Below are 17288 nucleotides of genomic sequence, written 5' to 3'. Positions count from 1 at the left end.
ACAACACAACGTCAACCAGTAAGTTTGAAGCCCTAGAGTTTGACTTTAAAGTGTGTACTTTGTTTTTCCCTCTGTCAAGAGAATCTTTGCAGGTTGCAGATGTAATAATTTTAGATGGTTGCAAACTGCTGTACCTAGTTCACATCTACATCTTACGTGCATTTTTTGATGTTATATCTATGTCTTCAGATTATTTTTGGGATTGTGCAATTTTATTCTTACTTTCTGCCATACTTAAATTTGGCAATTTGGATATTTTTACCTGAATTATTGATGATTTTGTCAGGATTTAGGATACAGAATATGCAAACTTGAAGTCTAATTAATTTATCTTAATTTAATGAGCGATCGCTAAAACAAAATTTAATTTTTTATCAAATATTCTGAAAAATTTATATTTCTTAATTTTTATATAATCAGCAAAAAATAATTTAATTCCCCTGATGCAAACTATGTTTCTCCTTCTACTCGCAGAATTTTTGATATAAAAAGCACTTTTATTTTTATTTTTCGTCTATTATCAGGTGTAAAGTGGTAAAGTTTAGTTAAGAATACTAACGAGACTGTTACTTTTAAATCACGGAATAATATTTATTTAGAGGAAACCTAACTATGCGACGTTTACTTTCTGCTTTAGCTGTAACTGGTTGTTTATTAGCGAATTTTCCGGCTGTCAGTTTGGCACAACAAGGTTTTACACTATTTAGCGGTGTTAAGTCAGAAAATCAGCTACCCTTTCGATTAGATTTTGGTGGACAAACCAACGCCACGGATAGATATATACTCAGACTACCCGCCAAAAAAATGAACTTGGCAGTTGCCCAATTTGCCATTACTTACCCTGATTATTACAAAGGCAGTTTTGATCCAAAAGCAGTTGAAGTCAGAGTCAAAGAAAAAAGTGTTCCTTTAAGTGAAGTTAAATGGAATAAAGAAGGACGGATAATAGAGATATTTCCCGAAGAACCAGTACCAGCAGGTAGTAAAGTTGAGTTAGTGCTATCTAATGTGCAGAATCCTGCCTTTGGGGGAATGTTCCATTTTAACTGCCAAGTCCTCTCTCCTGGAGATGTACCAATGTTGCGCTACTTAGGTACTTGGCTCATCAGCATCAATTAACAAGAAAATAGGGAACAGGGAACAGGGAACAGGGAACAGGTAGCAAATTATTTGTATTTTCCCAATCACCAGTCACCAATCACCAGTCACCAATCACCAATCACTAGAAACTGTATCCAGAAATATACTCTTATTGCCTGTAAAGTGGTAAGATAACAGATTGTGACTTTTTATGAAAATCGCCTAAGAGGAGAAAGAAATGCAAAGAACATTGGGTGGAACTTGTCGGAAGAGAAAGAGAACCTCTGGTTTTCGTGCTAGAATGCAAAGCCCAACTGGCAGAAGAGTAATCCGAGCCAGAAGAAAAAAAGGTCGTCATCGTTTAAGCGTTTAGGCATCCAGCAAATAGAGAAGCTGTGGCTTTGCCCAAAGCATATAGATTAAAATCCCGCAAGGATTTCCAGGCGGTTTTCCGGGAAGGAATTCGGTGTCATAGCTCTCATTTCACTTTGAGAGCTTTAAAACCGTCACGTCCACAAAAATCTTCTAGTGATAATGACGCTGATACCATAAAATTAACTAAATGTCAAGATTTAGCTAGTACAAAAATTGGCGTTTCCATTAGCACCAAAGTCAGTAAAAGAGCAGTAGTTCGCAATCGGATTAAACGGCAAATTACAGCCGCATTGTCTCAATTATTGCCTAAGTTATCACCTGGATGGCGATTGGTAGTGATTGTCAAGCCAAAGACAGCAGAATCTGAGTGCGTAAGCCAACAATTTCTGCAAGAATTAGAGCAGTTGTTGGTAAAAGCAGAGGTAATAAATGGGTATTCGTGAAGAAGTTTATTATGAAGGTGGTCCCCATATTGGGGATTTGATTCTGAATTTATTGATTGGGCTAACGGTTGTGGGTTTACCATTAACTATTGGAGCGATAGTTAGAGCGTTATGGTTACGTTTTAAAATCACTGATCGGCGAGTTGCTGTCATGGGTGGTTGGCTAGGACGCGATCGCACCGACGTGATTTACTCAGAAATAGTCAAAGTGGTAAAAGTTCCCCGTGGTATTGGCTTATGGGGAGATATGGTCCTAACCCTGAAAAACGGTAATCGCTTAGAAATGCGAGCTATTCCTAATTTTCGGGAAGTTTATGACTACATTAGTGAAAAAGTAGCTGCTAAAAATCCCCAATATACTGCTGCTCAAAAGTAGGCAGAAGGCAGGAGTTAGGAGGCAGGAGTCAGGAGATCAAGGAGTCAGGAGAATGGCTTCGCCACGCTTCGTGAACAAGGAGTCAGGAGTCAGGAGTCAGGAGTCAGGAGTCAGGAGTCAGGAAGCAGGAAGCAGAAGGTAAATATTTTTCCCCAGTCACCAGTCACCAGTCCCCAGTCACCAGTCACCAGTCCCCAGTCACCAGTCACCAGTCACCAGTCACCAGTCACCAGTCCCCAGTCACCAGTCACCAATCACCATTGTGCGGCTATCCGTAGCCAATGATAGTCGCTAATAAATCACGATTTAGATAAATTAGATTCAGTTCAGTTTACAGTACCTTGGGTTGGATTTAGAATAATGGATTTTGGTATCGGGTTTCTCTCGAACAACGTAATGTTGCCAATCATAGACTTTTTCTATGGTTTTTTTCCTAGCTATGGATTGGCGATCGTTGCTTTAACATTAATCATTCGGTTTGCACTCTATCCCCTGAGTGCAGGTTCTATTCGCAGTATGCGACGGATGCGAATAGTACAACCTCTCATGCAAAAGCGGATGGCGGAAATTAAAGAACGCTATAAAGACGATCCGCAAAAGCAGCAAGAGGAAATGGTCAATGTCCAAAAAGAGTTTGGCAACCCCTTAGCTGGATGTTTGCCCCTGCTGTTACAGATGCCAGTTTTACTAGCACTGTTTGCCACTTTGCGGGGTTCACCATTTGCAGGTGTGAACTACTCCGTTAACTTGCAAATCTTCCCATCCGAACAAATAGAACGCATTCAACCCCAAGCCTTTGCTACTCCTCCCCAAAATATTTACATTGCCGATGGGGATCACACCAAAATTACCGCTATCCTTCCTGGTGGTAATAAGTTGGCAGTGGGAGAAAAGACAAAGATTCAATATCAAACAATGGAGGGCAAACCCTTTGATGCACTCCTAGCAGAACATCCAGAAACAAAATTAACTCCTGAATGGAAAATAACCAAAGGAGAAGACAGAATCAAAATTGATGCCGAAGGCAATATCGAAGCCTTACAACCTGGAGATGTGACAATACAAGGAACAATTCCCGGACTGGCAGCAGATAAAGGATTTCTGTTTATTGATGCTTTAGGTAGGGTAGGGGCAATTGATCCAGATGGTGTAGTTCACTGGGATATTGTCGGCATGATAGTCTTCTTTGGCATCAGCTTGTACTTTAGCCAAATGCTGTCTGGGCAAAATTCCAGTGGTGGTAATCCACAACAGGATACAGTTAATAAAATTACACCTGTGATCTTTTCGGGAATGTTTTTGTTCTTCCCGCTACCCGCTGGTGTACTCATGTACATGGTAATTGGTAACGTTTTCCAAACCCTGCAAACCTACATTCTTTCCCGCGAACCTCTACCAGAGGAACTGCAAAAAATTGTAGCTATCCAGGAAAAGGAACAACAAGCGGCAACTGTAGAGGTTAAAGCTTTGCCCTTTGAACCAAAAAGTTCCAAGAAAAAGGCTACAGGCTAATTATGAGTGAAATTTCTATGCAGCGTGGTGAAGAATGGTTAACACAATTGCTGCAACTTACTGGAATCTCTACTAATGTTAAAGGTAATTTAGGGGCTGCTCCTACTCTGGGGGCAGTTTCTCAAGAACCTGATAGCTATTGGTTGACTATTGATGAATCGAATTTGATGCCAGAACAAATCAAAGTTTTGATTGGTGCTGGTGGTTCTGTGTTAGATGCTATGCAGTATCTAGCTAATTCGGTGCTAAATTTGCATCAGCCAGAACATGAGCAGACATCTTATACCATTGAGTTGAATGGCTACCGTGTCAGACGACAAGCGGAAATAACTGCTTTAGCTAGAACTGCGGCTCAAGAAGTGCGTTTTTCTGGACGTGAGGTGGAAATTAGATCCCTCAGTTCAGCGGAAAGGCGACAAGTTCACAGCTTTTTAAAGGAATTTCCTGATTTGGAAACCTTTAGCCGTGGTAAAGAACCCCATCGTAATTTAGTAGTTCGTCCTGCCACTGAACCACCAACAGATCCCGGCTATTAAAGCTAAAATCAAAGATAAGTATTCAGCTATCAGCAGTCAGCAGTCAGCTTTTTACAGCTTGCGCCTAAACGCCCTATTTTGATAATCTACCAATTTATCAAACATTCTGACTCCTGACTCCTGACTCCTGACTCCTGAATTCTTGTAAATGTAGAATCAGCAATTTTGCTGAACATAAACCATAATTTTTCGTGAGTATTTCTCACTCATCATAATGGACGCTATTTTTATTCCGCAGCTAACTAAAGCCCCGGAACGGACAGAGGAAATTCAAGTGAACGAGTCTCTGCCTGGGCTAGAAACTTTAACCCCTGTGCGTGGAACTATCCGCGTACAGCACCAGGGTAATTATTTAGAAGTTTCTGGTCAGGCAGAATCAATTATTACTTGTACCTGTAACCGCTGTTTGCAGCAATATAATCAACGTTTGGCTGTGAATACTAAAGAAATTATTTGGTTAGATGCTAATGCTAATCAAGTTGAAGATTTACCATTAGAAAGGGAAGTTGCTATAGAAGATTTAGTAGAAACGCTTTCACCTGATGGTTATTTTTATCCTAGTGAATGGCTGTATGAGCAGATGTGTTTAGCTATTCCTCAACGTCAATTGTGCGATCGCAATTGTCCGGGTATTTTAGATAATACTGCTGCTGATGCTGGTGCTGAAAAGCAGGTTGATAGACGTTGGTCTGCTTTGGAAAGTTTGAAAAAACAACTTCCTGAATAGGAAATTGATAGATATTTCCCAATTAAGCTTACCCGGTTTTCTAAACCCGGTGAGCTTAAATATTTATTTGCCACTTTTCACCCCACTAATTTTTAACACATCACTCATCGTTGCACAATAATTTGGTAAATCAAAACTTGCCGGATTAATCGCATTAGAATAAGTAAAATAGCGATAATTCATACAAAATCTATCCCAAGCTGCCATTTGAATCCTAAATATTTTAATAATCACATTCGCTAAACCCAAAGATAAAGGAATGCGGAAATAAATCTTTTTATTTAAATATTGACAAACTTCTTCTATTGCTTGATTTACTGTTAACCCAGATTGACCTAAAACAAATCTTCTCGGATCTCCTGTTTGTGGTGGATAATCAATTAAATACTGTATAACTGTGGCAATATCTTGACCATGAATAAAATGAAAACTACCATCAGCTTGTAAAAAACGAATGATATTAATATATTTGGTAACTTCAGGAATACCCGATGTTAAATGAGAATAGGGTTTTTGATCATCTCCACCTAAAACCAAAGTAGGAAAAACGGTAGTAATTTTCGGGTAAATCTCTAAATGTTCAATTTTATGTAAACAATCATATTTAGAACTAATATAATCTGTTCCTATTTCTCCTGCTTCTTTTAATGGTTGATTTTCGTGATTTAAAACACTAGCAGTTGAAAAATAAATTACCTGTTGACATCTTTCCGGGTTTAACAGGTTCATTAATTCTATGGTTTTGTTGACATTAATATCAAAAATTTTATCTCCACCCCAAGAAGTGGCGGTTAAAACTGCGGTGTCTATGGTTTTTAATAAGTTGGAAAATTTGTTAATTTCCAGCATATCACCTTGTAAAATTGTGACTCCTGGACGTGCTGTGGTGTTAATTTGTAGTTTGTTGGGGTTTCTAACTAATAAATATAATTCGTGTTCTGTGTTTTTGATTAATGTTTCGCTGATATAATGACCGATACAGCCGCTTGCACCTGTGATTAATATTCTTTGTTTAGTCATTGATGTTGGGTTTTTGGGTATTTTTGATAACGGTGTATAATTATAGCATGATTTGAGCAGATAGATCCCCGACTTCTTCAAGAAGTTGGGAATCTGAGGTTTTGAGAGATTTTGCGTAGGTTTTGATTAATTAGGGTAAAATTATAACAGTGTGTTGGTGTTGAGTCTATGCGTCAATGTCTTAATCCTGACTGTCTTTTTTCTAATCCTGATAGTTTTCAATTTTGTCAAAAGTGCGGTAGTAAGTTATTGCTAAAAGAAAGATATGCACCTTTATCAATTTTAGGTCAAGGTGGTTTTGGTAGGACTTTTTTAGCGATTGATGAGGATAAACCATCAAAACCTTTTTGTGTGATTAAACAGTTTTTACCCCAAGCACAGGGAACGGATAGTATTGAAAAAGCATCCCAGTTATTTGCACAGGAAGCACAACGTTTAGAGGAGTTGGGTAAACATCCGCAAATACCTGAGTTAATGGCTTATTTTACTTATGATAATCGTCAATATTTAGTACAGGAATTTGTTAAAGGGGAAACTTTACAAACTGAGTTAGATAAAAATGGTGTGTTTTCTGAACAGCAAATTAAAAACTTATTAATAGAAGTTTTGCAAATCTTGGATTTTGTTCATAGTAAACAAGTAATTCACCGAGATATTAAACCAGAAAATATGATTCTGAGTAGTGATAAAAAGTTATTTTTAGTAGATTTTGGGGCAGCGAAAATAGTTAAACCACAGCAACGCACAGCTACAGGAACAATTATTGGAACTGCTGAATATTGCGCCCCTGAACAGTCAATAGGTAAACCATTATTTATTAGTGATTTATATAGTTTAGGGGTAACTTGTTTGCATTTATTAACAGGAGTTAGTCCGTTTGATTTATATAGTCCAATGGAAGGGGAATGGGTATGGAGAGATTTTTTAAATGGGAATGTGGTAAGTAATGAATTAGGGAAAATTTTGGAAAAATTAGCAAGTCCTATTGCTAAACATCGTTATCAATCTGTTAAGGAAGTGATTAATGATTTAAGTCCTGTAAATCAAATTTCTAATTTACAACCAACTGTGAAAATTCCTCAACCATCTGTTACTTTACCATCTGTTACTGTACCCAGTCAGTATAAAAAACTAGAAAAATTATTAGCAGATGGGAAATGGAAAGAAGCAGATGAGGAAACAAGACGGATAATATTGAAGCTTGCTAACCGGGGAATACCGGGTTATTTAACCATAGACAATGTTCTTGATATTCCAAGTGAAGACATCAGCATTATAGACAATTTATGGGTAAAGAATAGTAATGGGCGCTTTGGATTTTCTGTACAAAAGCAGATTTATGAAAGTGTGGGGGGAACAACAAATTACGACCACAAAATTTGGAATAAATTTATAGATAAGGTAGGATGGAGAAAAGGAGAAAATTTACTATCTGATAACGAGATTACCTTTGACATAAAAGCACCAAAAGCGCATCTTCCTTTTTTTTCCGTAGGTTCGATATGGTGGTGGAAAGTAGTTATTAGTTTGTATTCTCAAGATGATTACTGGAAAGCAGTTGTCATAGTTCTGATCTTGCGTTCATAACAGTCAACTGTAAAATCTAAAGATTCACAGAAAAATATTAAATCAGAATCAGGATAACCAGGATTAAAGGATGTACAGGATATTACTGTTAACCTACTAAAAAATAACAGAAAATTCTCTCTTTACTCTTGCTTCGTGTTCTTCGTGTCTACCCTTCGGGAACTGCTTCGCAGAACGTGGTTCGTTCCCTCGTAAACTTGTACACAAAACCGAAAAAGTCAGAATCAGGATAACCAGGATTAAAAGATGTAAAGGATATTAATGTCAACCTACTAAAAAATAACAGAAATTGTTCTCTGTGTCTCTGTGGTTCGTTCTCACTCTCCCACTAACAGATCCATAGATGAAAAACAAGGTAAAATGAAAGAATGATCAACCAAAGGTGAAAAATGGAAACCCAACAACTAAAAGCCCTGATCAAAGAAACTATTTTAGAACTGATAGAAGAAGAAAAATGGACAATTCAAAAAATGTTAATCCCGATTTTGACCAACAAAGAAAATGAAGAATGGAATGAGTTTTCCTTAGAACAAGCTATGAGAGACTTAGAAAATGATCATCTTCCTGAATACACCGAATCCGATTTAATAGAAAAATGGCAATAGCAGGTCAAATTGTTCTATTCTACTGGTGGTTTTAATATACCAGCTTGTACAAGTAATTCCCGTTCTTTTAATCTATCAATACGATTAATTTGTAATAATTTTACCGTGATTCTTCCTACTGCTGTTAAAGGCATAAATTCAGCACCATTTAATTGAAAATGTTCATGCCAATTATCTTGACGTGGATTATATAATGAAGTCAATAGTTTTGTTACTGGATCAATTGATGCTATATCACTACCTTTGTGTTTATTGCACAAAACACAACAAAGAGCTAGGTTATCAGCTTCTGTTAAACCATCATGTTTTTCAGCAATAATGTGATCTATTTCATGAGGAGATAAGGTCGCAATTTCAGGAATTAAACAATACTCACAACAGCCTTTAGCACGATCATAAACTAATTTCCTCAGAGCAGATGGGATATATTTACTCATATTTATTCCCCGGCTTGTAATTTCAATAAAGCTTTGGCTTTTGCTATCCTCACCAAATGCTCTAAATATTGATATTGTTCCCACATCATTTCTTCAGCCGCATTTAAACCTTGATTCCGATTTTTTTCTAATAAATTACTGATTTGTGTTTGTAATTCTTCTGAAGGACGTAAAGCAATAATTTCTGCGGATGTTGGTAACTGTGCCAAAAATTCTAACACTTCTGCCATACCTGAAAAACCTGGTTGAGAAGCAGCATTTAATTCTCTAATTCCTAATTCTAAAATCTGTGGTAATTGATTTTCAAATAATTGTAATTTACTTGCCAACTCTTCAGGAATATCTAAAGTAACTTGCATAGCTTTTCCTTTAAATTTAACTGTTGTTGAATTTCCTCATCCGCGTTCATCCGCGTTTATCTGCGTTCCCTAAAAATCAGGTGGGTAAAAAACCCACCCAATAAACCAGAAACTAAACCAAAGCGTTGAGGTTTTTGGCAGTTTCAAAGAAATGAGCGACATTTTCTTCTGGTGTTTCTGGTAATACACCATGTCCCAAATTAAGAATATGTCCCCAGTCGCCGGCTTTGCGAACGGTGTCCAAAATGCGATCGCGGATAAATTCTTTAGAACCAAACAACACACCCGGATCAAGATTACCCTGTACTTTTACGTCCTTACCTAGTCTTCTGCGTGCATCTGCCATATCCACAGTCCAGTCAATGGTGAGGATATCTGCACCAGAGGTAGCCATTCTTTCTAAAAGTCCTGCACTACCAGTCACTAACAAAATTAACGGTGTGTCAGGATGAGTCTTTTTCACCAAATCAAACACCATTTTTTGGTAAGGCAAAGCAAAGGTATCATAATCTTGGGGGCTTAATTGTCCCGCCCAAGAATCAAACATTTGCACCACTTGAGCGCCACAATCAATTTGATAGCGCACATATTCAGCAATAGATTCAGCCAACTTAGTTAATAGCTGATGCAGAATTTTGGGATCTGAGAAAGCCATGTTTTTAATGATGGAATAGGTTTTAGAACCCTTACCTTCCACCGCATAGGCCGCCAAAGTCCAAGGAGCGCCCACAAAACCCAAAACCGTTGACTTATCGCCGACTTCTTGGCGTAAAGACCCCAAAATGGTCTTAATAAACGGTAAAGCAGTTGCTGGTTCTAGGGGACGCAAGTTATCAATTTGTGCTTGAGTGCGAATGGGCGAAAAAATAATCGGTCCCTTCCCTTCCGCAATATCCATGTCAATACCCATCCCTGGTAGGGGGGTGACAATATCGGAAAACAAAATTACGCCGTCGGGTTGAAAAGCTCTCCAAGGTTGCAGGGAAACTTCGATCGCAACTTCAGGAATTTCTGAGCGTTCCCGAAAAGAAGGATATTTCTCCCGCAAGTCCCGATACGCTTTCATATAGCGCCCCGCTTGTCGCATCATCCATACAGGGGGACGATCTACTTTTTCACCGCGTGCAGCCCGAAGGAGGAGAGGAACTGTTGAGGAAACACCCATTTAACACTACATCCTAAGTCACTTTTATATTTCACTGTTTAGCTTATCATCCCTAGTTTACGCTTGAGTCCTATCCTCCAAAAGCTCTAACACTTGCTTTACTTAACTTAACAAAACGTTAAAATTTTAGGAGGCAGGAGTTCAGGAGTTCAGGAGTTCAGGAGTTCAGGAGTTCAGGACGAAGTAGGGGAAGTAGGGGAAGTAGGGGAGATAACACCCCAGTCACCAGTCACCAGTCACCAGTCCCCACTCACCTATTTTTCTCCCCAAATCACGTCTAACCGTTCCTGAGCTTGTTTTAAAGCAACTTCCGCAGAAGATTTACCTAATAATGTTGCTTCAATTGCTCTACCTAAACTATCAGAAATGCGACTATATCCAGCTAACGTAGGACGAGAACCAGCCACAGACATTTGCTCTACAAACACTTTTAACCAAGGTCTGGATTTAAGGTATTCTTGATATTCTGGGCTTTGTGCAGATTTGATATTTACAGGTAAAAAACCAGTACCCATTGCCCATTCTGTTTGAAATTGTTCACTAACAACAAATTCTAAAAATTTTAAAGCCGCTTTTTGTTTTTCCGGTGTAGTTTTCATTAAATAAAAATTGCCATTACCTATGACTGTCGCCCGTACTTTATTTTCAGGAATGGGAAACACACCAAAATCAACATTAGAGTTTTTAATATAAGTCCAGGGTCCAGTAATTTGCATCGCTACACGACCTTGAATAAAAGCATCTTCTTCATAGCCTCTTTCCGGGGGAGAAAGAGTTGCTGAACCATCTTTAATTAAGTCTTGCCAAAATTGTAATGCTTGAATAGCATCTGGATTATTTAAATTAGGATGGTTATTATTTAATATTTCACCACCTGCACCTAATAAAAAGGGAAACCAACTAAAAACAGTCCATTCTTGCTTGCCCAAAGGTAATAAAATTCCATATTGTTCTGGACGTTGATCGCCGTTGCGATCAATAGTTAATTTTTTGGCAACTTCCCTTAATTCTTGCCAGTTTTTAGGAGTTTCACTAATTCCCGCTTTTTTAAATAAATCATTTCGGTAAAAAATGCCCAGATTAGCAGTATAAAGAGGAACTGACCAGAGGTGATCATCTAATTGTAATTCCTCTATCACTTGCGGATAAATTTCCGATTTGGCCGCTGATTGATTAAACCAATCATCTAAAGGTTCAACTGCTCCTAATTCTACTAACTGTCCAGTTATTTGGGCAGAAAAATTTAAAATATCTGGAGCCGCATTACCTACCACTGCGGTTAATATTTTCGGTAATTGTTCCTCTGGTGTACCTGTGAAAATTGAGTCTACATGAATATGAGAATTTTCCTGATTAAATTGATCTACTAATTTATTGAATACATCCCGATTCACTGGCGGGTTAATTCCTTGCCATAAAGTCACATGAATGATATTATTATCTTTTTGAATATTCTGCTGACAACTAAATAGAAATAGGAAACAAGAAATCAAGATGATTACCGTTGTGAACATCCTCTGAGTGGAATTAAAAAACCGAATCCTGATAAATTTCATGTTGGTGGCTGAGAAAATTGCTGATTTATTAGGGATTTTCACTTGATCATTATATATCGTAATTTGTGATTTATATTCATTAACTCTCAAAATTTTATAGCCTAATTAAATGGCTACATATATCATGCTTGCACGCATTTAATCAAAACCGCAATATATAAAACTCAGATTGGTAAATTAATTACCCGATGTCAAAGCAAAAATAATTAATCACTGGAGGCTGAAAAATTATCACAAAAATATAGTATTCCTATTTAATTTGTAGAGTTACTCATGTATGATGATAACTGCAATTTTTAATTGAGGATATTAATGATGAGTCAACCGACTTACAAATTATTATTTATGTCCACAGGTGTTGGTGCTTTGGGTTCAGGGTTAGGTGGTGGAATAGAAGTCACCCTCCCCAATATTGTCAAAGCAATGCAGCAAAGAGGACACACAATAGATATTGTTGCACCAGCAGGTTCTCGCAGTGGTTCGTTACCTTTGATAGAAATACCCGGAAATACACAAAATGCCGCCCAAGATCAAAAGTATGATGCAGAAATTGGCATTCCCACAAATTCAGTTTTAGCAAATATGTGGAGTTATGCTTATCAAGTACAGGGAAATTATGATCTAATTTTGAATTTTAGCTATGATTGGTTGCCATTATATTTAACGCAATTTTTTCATCGTCCAGTTGCCCATTTAATTAGTATGAGTTCTTTACTGGATGCGATGGATGATATGATTGCCAAGGTAGCAACTCAGTTTCCCCATGCTATTGGTGTTCACTCAAAAACACAAGCTGCAACTTTTCCTTGCCCTGATGAATGTGTTTGTTTATTTAATGGATTAGACTTGTCTTTGTATCAGTTTTGTGATCAACCTGGTAATAGCTTAGGTTGGGTAGGCCGCATAGCACCAGAAAAAGGTTTAGAAGATGCGGTAGCAGCAGCAAATACTTTAGGAATGCCTCTAAAAATCTTTGGTTTGATGCAAAATGAGGAATATTGGCAGCAAGTTCGTCAAGCGTATCCCGATGCACAGATAGATTACCAAGGATTTGTCTCTACAAACGAATTACAAGCGGGACTGAGGGAATGTCAAGCTATGTTAGCTACTCCCCACTGGATAGACGCTTTCCCCACTGTAGGTTTAGAATCTTTAGCTTGTGGAGTACCGGTGATTGCTTATAGTCGGGGCGGTTTAGTGGAAATAGTGGAAGATGGCAAAACTGGGTTTTTGGTTGAGCCAGATAGTGTACAAGGTTTAATAGATGCTGTTAAACGGGTACACACTATTGATCGTCAAAATTGTCGCCAGCAAGCAGAGAGTTTATATTCTTTGGCAGCAATGGGCGCTCGTGTAGAACAATGGTTTGAGAAGATTTTGCACAGATAAGAAAAAATCAATAGTTTGCTTATTCCTTATCTGTTTTTACTGAACATGATATGACAGCAAAATATTCAAAATCTTTTGGGGTAAGCATCTTGCTTACCTCCAATTATTTTATGATACTTGGCGTAAACGTTGAGCTTCTGCACCAAAATTCGGATTTTCAATTACATGATTGGGTTGACTCCATTGAGAGTTTTTTGGTGTAATTAAGGAAAAGCAATCACACAAAATATCGCCACACCAATTAACTATTTCTTGGTGAAAACATTGTAAGCCAGCCTCTTGGGAGTATTGCTCAAATAGTTTAGCACTCATGCTTTCTGCTCGCCAATGAATGTTTTCTACCTCTAGCTTTCCAGTAGCGGGATTGAGATAATTGCCCAAGTTAGAATGATGGATAAATCCTACACCATTGGGTTTAAGTTTCAGGGCTATCTGTTGTAAATAGGATTTAATGACATCTTTTTCCACATGGACTAAGGAATCAAAACTAAAAATGAAATCAATAGATTCATCTTCAATCATGGTTAATGATTTTCCATCATTGACATGATATGTAATGTGAGAACAATCTGCAAAGCGTTCTTGACAAGCGGCAATACACTTTTCAGTTAAATCTACGATAATTAAATCTTGACAATAATCCTTTAAATATTGTGTCCAACGTCCAAAACCAGGAGCTATTTCTAATATTGTTGTTCCTGTTTTTGTCTCAGGAATAAAGGTTTTAATTCGCGGATGTATAGTTCCAAAAAAACAGTTATCCGTTCCACCCCATGAACTTGACCATTCATTACCCTGATCTTTCCAATCGTAGTTAGACCATTTATTTAAGTTTTCCTGAACACTAGGCATTTTGATCTCCTGTCAATGAAAATATCTTAAAAATACAAAGGTACAGCACTTAGGCTAGAGTGTGTACTTAGGACTATGCAGCAGTTTAGGTCAATTTCCGATACAATTGTGAAATTGATGTGCTTTTAGGCATAATATCAAATATTACGCATGATTTAGCTAAATTATTGTATTCAGCAGGTAGAAAAATATGATCACACCACCTATTCCATCTTTTTTAAATAGCTTTTGGGAAGATGCTTTTAGTTTAAAGCAACATCTTCAGGAATTTTTAAGTTTGGATGAGCAAACATTAGAAAGTAAATTAGCTGCTGGTCAAAAAGAAATGGCTGAGTTAGGCCATAAAGATTTTGACTGGGAAAAAGCTACAGCTTTCTATCAGGATCAGGTAAAAAATGAGTATCTTTTTGAGCTTGGAGCATGGCATTTAAACAGTCATGATTATATTGGTAATACTTTACTATTAATTGCCAAATATGCCCAAGGTAGGGTATTAGATTTTGGTGGGGGAATTGGTACTCATGCTATTGGTGCTGCACTTTCGCCAAATGTTAAAGAGGTGTTTTATTTTGATATTAATCCGATTAATTGCGAGTTTGTCGAATATCGAGCTAAACAATTAGGGTTAGACAAGAAAATAATTTTGTGTCAAGAAATGCCTAGTTCAGAAATGTTTGATACTATTGTTTGTTTTGATGTTTTAGAACATTTACCAGATCCTATTCAACAATTACTTACATTCCATCAGTCTTTAGATGATGCAGGAAAAATCATTATGAATTGGTATTTCTTTAAAGGTTTTAATCAAGAATATCCTTTTCACCATGATGAACCAGAATTGCTAGATAGGTTTTTTCAGACATTACAAACTAAATTTGTAGAAGTTTTTCATCCTTATTTAATTACTGCTCGTTGTTATCGCAAATGGAGTTAATTTAAGGAATAATTTCTAATATTCCCTGATCTGCGTCTAATGTTGCTTGTACCCCCACAGGTAAAGCTGCATTAGGGCTATCATGACCAAAGGGTAAATCGGAAACAATGGGAATATTGAGATCAGATAAGCGATCGCGCAAAACTTCCTCTATACTCAAACTAGGTATATTGGGTGGTGCGTCACACTTGGTAAACCCACCCAAAGCAATACCCCGAACTTTAGACAGCATACCACTTAACCGCCATTGAGTTAACATCCGATCAATACGATAGGGTGCTTCTGTGACATCTTCAAAAGCTAAGATCACATTATCAAGATCAGGTAATATCGGTGTACCTAAAAGATGAGTTGCTACTGTTAGATTACCAGGCAGTAGCACACCTGTCACTGTACCTCCTCCCCAACCCTTACCCTTTAAAGGTGCGACAGAATGACCTTCCAAAATATCAAATAACCGTTTTATTGACCATTCAGGCTCATCTTTGAGGGTAGTGAGTACGGGACCATGTACACCCGAAATACCAGCCTTATAGAGACTCCAAAGCAGGGCTGTGATATCAGAAAAACCGATCAACCATTTCGGATCTGCCGTTTTTTGTTCCCAAGTCCAATTTTCCAAAATGCGGGTACTACCAAAACCACCCCTAGCGCAGATAATACCGCGACATTCAGGATCATGCCATGCTGCGGCTAACTGTTGACGACGGTGATCATCAGTACCAGCAAGATAACCATGTCTACTTTCTATATTGTCGCTCACTTGGATATTGTAGCCATGCGATCGCCAAATTTCCAAACTTTGTTCAAAAGCTGCAAACTCCCGTAACGCACCACTAGGAGCAATAACGCGCAATAAATCACCTGGTTTTAAAGGAGGAGGTAAAATAATTTTAGACATAAAATCATCATATTTTAGATTTTAGATTTTGGATTTTAGATTGTTGAAAAAACGACAAAATGAAAAATCAACAAATCTCCTCTTTTCTTCTTTCTCTGCGTTCTCTGCGCCTCTGCGGTTCGTTTTCTTCTATATTATAGAAATGAACCACGAAGACACGAAGAGCGCGAAGATAAGAAATTTCAAGAGAGATTTTTCTAAAAAGTTCTACAATATTTTACACTGTCCATGATGTCTTAATAGATGATCACATAAAACCAACGCTACCATCGCATCAACCATAGGAACAGCACGAGGTAAAACACAAGGATCATGTCTTCCCTTTCCTGCTAAAACCGTTTCTTCTCCTTCTTTGGTGACGGTTTTTTGTTCTTTTCTAATAGTTGCAGTTGGTTTGAAAGCAACTCTGATAATAATATTTTCCCCGTTAGAAATTCCTCCTTGAATACCACCAGAACGGTTGGTTACGGTTCTAATTTCGCCGTTTTCATCAATATAAAATTCGTCGTTATGTTCAAAACCTGTTAACAAAGTTCCGTCAAAACCTGAACCTATTTCAAAACCTTTACTTGCAGGAAGTGACATTACCGCTTTTGCTAAGTCTGCTTCTAATTTATCAAAAACTGGTTCTCCTAATCCTTTGGGAACATTCCGCACCACACATTCAACTACACCACCGATAGAGTTACCATCTCTACCAGTTTTTTCAATTAATTCTATCATTTGGTTGGCAATTTCCCCATCGGGACAACGGACGATGTTACTTTCTACATCTTCCAACGTTACGGTGTTTGTATCAACAGTTCCTTCTAAGTCTTTGATGCGTTTAACGTAAGCGATAATTTCTACCCCTGCAACTTGACGGAGAATTTTTTTGGCGATCGCACCAGCAGCTACCCTACCTATTGTCTCACGTGCTGAGGATCTGCCGCCACCTTGCCAATTTCTAAACCCATATTTTGCGTCATAGGTAGCATCTGCGTGAGAAGGACGGTATTTTTGCGCCATCTCATCGTAATCTTGGGAACGGGTATCTTTATTTCTGACTAAGATAGAAATAGGTGTTCCCAGGGTTTTACCTTCAAATACCCCTGATAATATCTCACAAGTGTCCGCTTCTTTGCGGGGTGTTGTGATTTTACTTTGTCCTGGCCGTCTTCTGTCTAGTTCAAATTGAATTTCTTCCGGGGAAATTTCCAGCCGTGGGGGACAACCATCAATGATAACACCCACACCGCCGCCGTGAGATTCGCCAAATGTTGTGATTCGGAAAAGATGACCAAATGTGCTACCCATGTTGTTGAGGAAATACAGTCTGAATTATGTATTTTACATGGTGTTGGGGATTTTTCACCCTCTGCGACATTTAGATACCCTAGATCCCCGACTTCTGAGATCAATTTATCATTTTTTGAGAGGATGAAAATAAGAAGT

Annotated in this window: 19 protein-coding genes; 11 read left to right on the top strand and 8 right to left on the bottom strand. The window is 37.9% G+C overall.

The window, feature by feature from the left end:
- The first annotated feature begins 612 nt into the window (after positions 1 to 612).
- The 7 genes from K2F26_RS12770 to K2F26_RS12740 all read left to right on the top strand — a co-directional run bounded on the left by K2F26_RS12770 (position 613) and on the right by K2F26_RS12740 (position 5049).
- Positions 613 to 1119 carry a DUF2808 domain-containing protein gene (locus tag K2F26_RS12770; protein WP_220608128.1) on the top strand — a complete coding sequence of 169 codons (507 nt, stop codon included), beginning with the start codon at positions 613 to 615 and terminating at the stop codon, positions 1117 to 1119.
- A 199-nt stretch (positions 1120 to 1318) separates the two neighbouring features.
- Positions 1319 to 1453, top strand: coding sequence for a 50S ribosomal protein L34 (gene rpmH, locus K2F26_RS12765; protein WP_096569209.1), 135 nt, complete (start codon positions 1319 to 1321; stop codon positions 1451 to 1453).
- Between the two features lie 22 nt (positions 1454 to 1475).
- A complete protein-coding gene (gene rnpA / locus K2F26_RS12760; protein WP_220608127.1) occupies positions 1476 to 1898 on the top strand; it encodes a ribonuclease P protein component in 423 nt (140 codons plus the stop codon).
- Entirely contained in the window at positions 1885 to 2274 is a 390-nt protein-coding gene (locus K2F26_RS12755) for a PH domain-containing protein (RefSeq protein WP_220608126.1), read from the top strand. Before rnpA ends, K2F26_RS12755 begins: the two co-directional genes overlap by 14 nt.
- 360 nt (positions 2275 to 2634) lie before the next feature.
- On the top strand, positions 2635 to 3786 hold the full coding sequence (yidC, locus tag K2F26_RS12750; RefSeq protein WP_220608125.1) for a membrane protein insertase YidC: 1152 nt from the start codon (positions 2635 to 2637) through the stop codon (positions 3784 to 3786).
- A 2-nt stretch (positions 3787 to 3788) separates the two neighbouring features.
- On the top strand, positions 3789 to 4322 hold the full coding sequence (locus K2F26_RS12745) for a Jag family protein (protein ID WP_220608124.1): 534 nt from the start codon (positions 3789 to 3791) through the stop codon (positions 4320 to 4322).
- Between the two features lie 214 nt (positions 4323 to 4536).
- Positions 4537 to 5049, top strand: coding sequence for a YceD family protein (locus tag K2F26_RS12740; protein ID WP_220608123.1), 513 nt, complete (start codon positions 4537 to 4539; stop codon positions 5047 to 5049).
- Positions 5050 to 5112: 63 nt separating this feature from the next.
- On the opposite strand, the gene K2F26_RS12735 is transcribed toward K2F26_RS12740, so the two are convergent.
- Complete coding sequence (locus tag K2F26_RS12735; protein WP_220608122.1) at positions 5113 to 6069, bottom strand: NAD-dependent epimerase/dehydratase family protein; 957 nt, start codon at positions 6067 to 6069, stop codon at positions 5113 to 5115.
- A 168-nt stretch (positions 6070 to 6237) separates the two neighbouring features.
- Between K2F26_RS12735 and K2F26_RS12730 the strand changes: the two genes are divergently transcribed.
- Positions 6238 to 7656 carry a serine/threonine-protein kinase gene (locus K2F26_RS12730; protein ID WP_220608121.1) on the top strand — a complete coding sequence of 473 codons (1419 nt, stop codon included), beginning with the start codon at positions 6238 to 6240 and terminating at the stop codon, positions 7654 to 7656.
- Between the two features lie 389 nt (positions 7657 to 8045).
- Complete coding sequence (locus tag K2F26_RS12725; protein ID WP_220608120.1) at positions 8046 to 8261, top strand: hypothetical protein; 216 nt, start codon at positions 8046 to 8048, stop codon at positions 8259 to 8261.
- Between the two features lie 14 nt (positions 8262 to 8275).
- Here K2F26_RS12725 and K2F26_RS12720 read toward each other — a convergent pair whose 3' ends face one another.
- The 4 genes from K2F26_RS12720 to K2F26_RS12705 form a co-directional block, all read right to left on the bottom strand.
- Positions 8276 to 8698 carry an HNH endonuclease gene (locus K2F26_RS12720; RefSeq protein WP_220608119.1) on the bottom strand — a complete coding sequence of 141 codons (423 nt, stop codon included), beginning with the start codon at positions 8696 to 8698 and terminating at the stop codon, positions 8276 to 8278.
- 2 nt (positions 8699 to 8700) lie between these two features.
- Complete coding sequence (locus K2F26_RS12715; protein WP_220608118.1) at positions 8701 to 9057, bottom strand: hypothetical protein; 357 nt, start codon at positions 9055 to 9057, stop codon at positions 8701 to 8703.
- A gap of 112 nt (positions 9058 to 9169) precedes the next feature.
- Complete coding sequence (gene hemE, locus K2F26_RS12710; RefSeq protein WP_220608117.1) at positions 9170 to 10222, bottom strand: uroporphyrinogen decarboxylase; 1053 nt, start codon at positions 10220 to 10222, stop codon at positions 9170 to 9172.
- A 254-nt stretch (positions 10223 to 10476) separates the two neighbouring features.
- The gene (locus K2F26_RS12705; protein ID WP_220611869.1) at positions 10477 to 11778 is read right to left on the bottom strand and encodes an ABC transporter substrate-binding protein; all 1302 of its coding nucleotides are present in this window, start codon (positions 11776 to 11778) and stop codon (positions 10477 to 10479) included.
- 315 nt (positions 11779 to 12093) lie between these two features.
- Here K2F26_RS12705 and K2F26_RS12700 point away from each other — a divergent pair, with 315 nt between their 5' ends.
- Positions 12094 to 13167 carry a glycosyltransferase family 4 protein gene (locus K2F26_RS12700; protein ID WP_220611868.1) on the top strand — a complete coding sequence of 358 codons (1074 nt, stop codon included), beginning with the start codon at positions 12094 to 12096 and terminating at the stop codon, positions 13165 to 13167.
- A 108-nt stretch (positions 13168 to 13275) separates the two neighbouring features.
- Here K2F26_RS12700 and K2F26_RS12695 read toward each other — a convergent pair whose 3' ends face one another.
- Complete coding sequence (locus K2F26_RS12695; protein WP_220608116.1) at positions 13276 to 14019, bottom strand: class I SAM-dependent methyltransferase; 744 nt, start codon at positions 14017 to 14019, stop codon at positions 13276 to 13278.
- Positions 14020 to 14209: 190 nt separating this feature from the next.
- Between K2F26_RS12695 and K2F26_RS12690 the strand changes: the two genes are divergently transcribed.
- Positions 14210 to 14953 (top strand): class I SAM-dependent methyltransferase, encoded by a 744-nt coding sequence (locus tag K2F26_RS12690; RefSeq protein ID WP_137668326.1) that lies wholly within the window; start codon positions 14210 to 14212, stop codon positions 14951 to 14953.
- 1 nt (position 14954) lies between these two features.
- On the opposite strand, the gene K2F26_RS12685 is transcribed toward K2F26_RS12690, so the two are convergent.
- Positions 14955 to 15854, bottom strand: a complete 900-nt coding sequence (locus tag K2F26_RS12685; protein ID WP_220608115.1) for a S66 peptidase family protein — start codon at positions 15852 to 15854, stop codon at positions 14955 to 14957.
- Positions 15855 to 16061: 207 nt separating this feature from the next.
- A complete protein-coding gene (gene aroC, locus K2F26_RS12680; protein ID WP_220608114.1) occupies positions 16062 to 17150 on the bottom strand; it encodes a chorismate synthase in 1089 nt (362 codons plus the stop codon).
- Positions 17151 to 17288 lie beyond the last annotated feature (138 nt).

It is taken from the genome of Sphaerospermopsis torques-reginae ITEP-024, from assembly GCF_019598945.1.
Lineage (GTDB): Bacteria > Cyanobacteriota > Cyanobacteriia > Cyanobacteriales > Nostocaceae > Sphaerospermopsis.
Note: the sequence above shows the minus strand (reverse complement) of the source record. Positions and strands in the feature narration are given on the sequence as shown.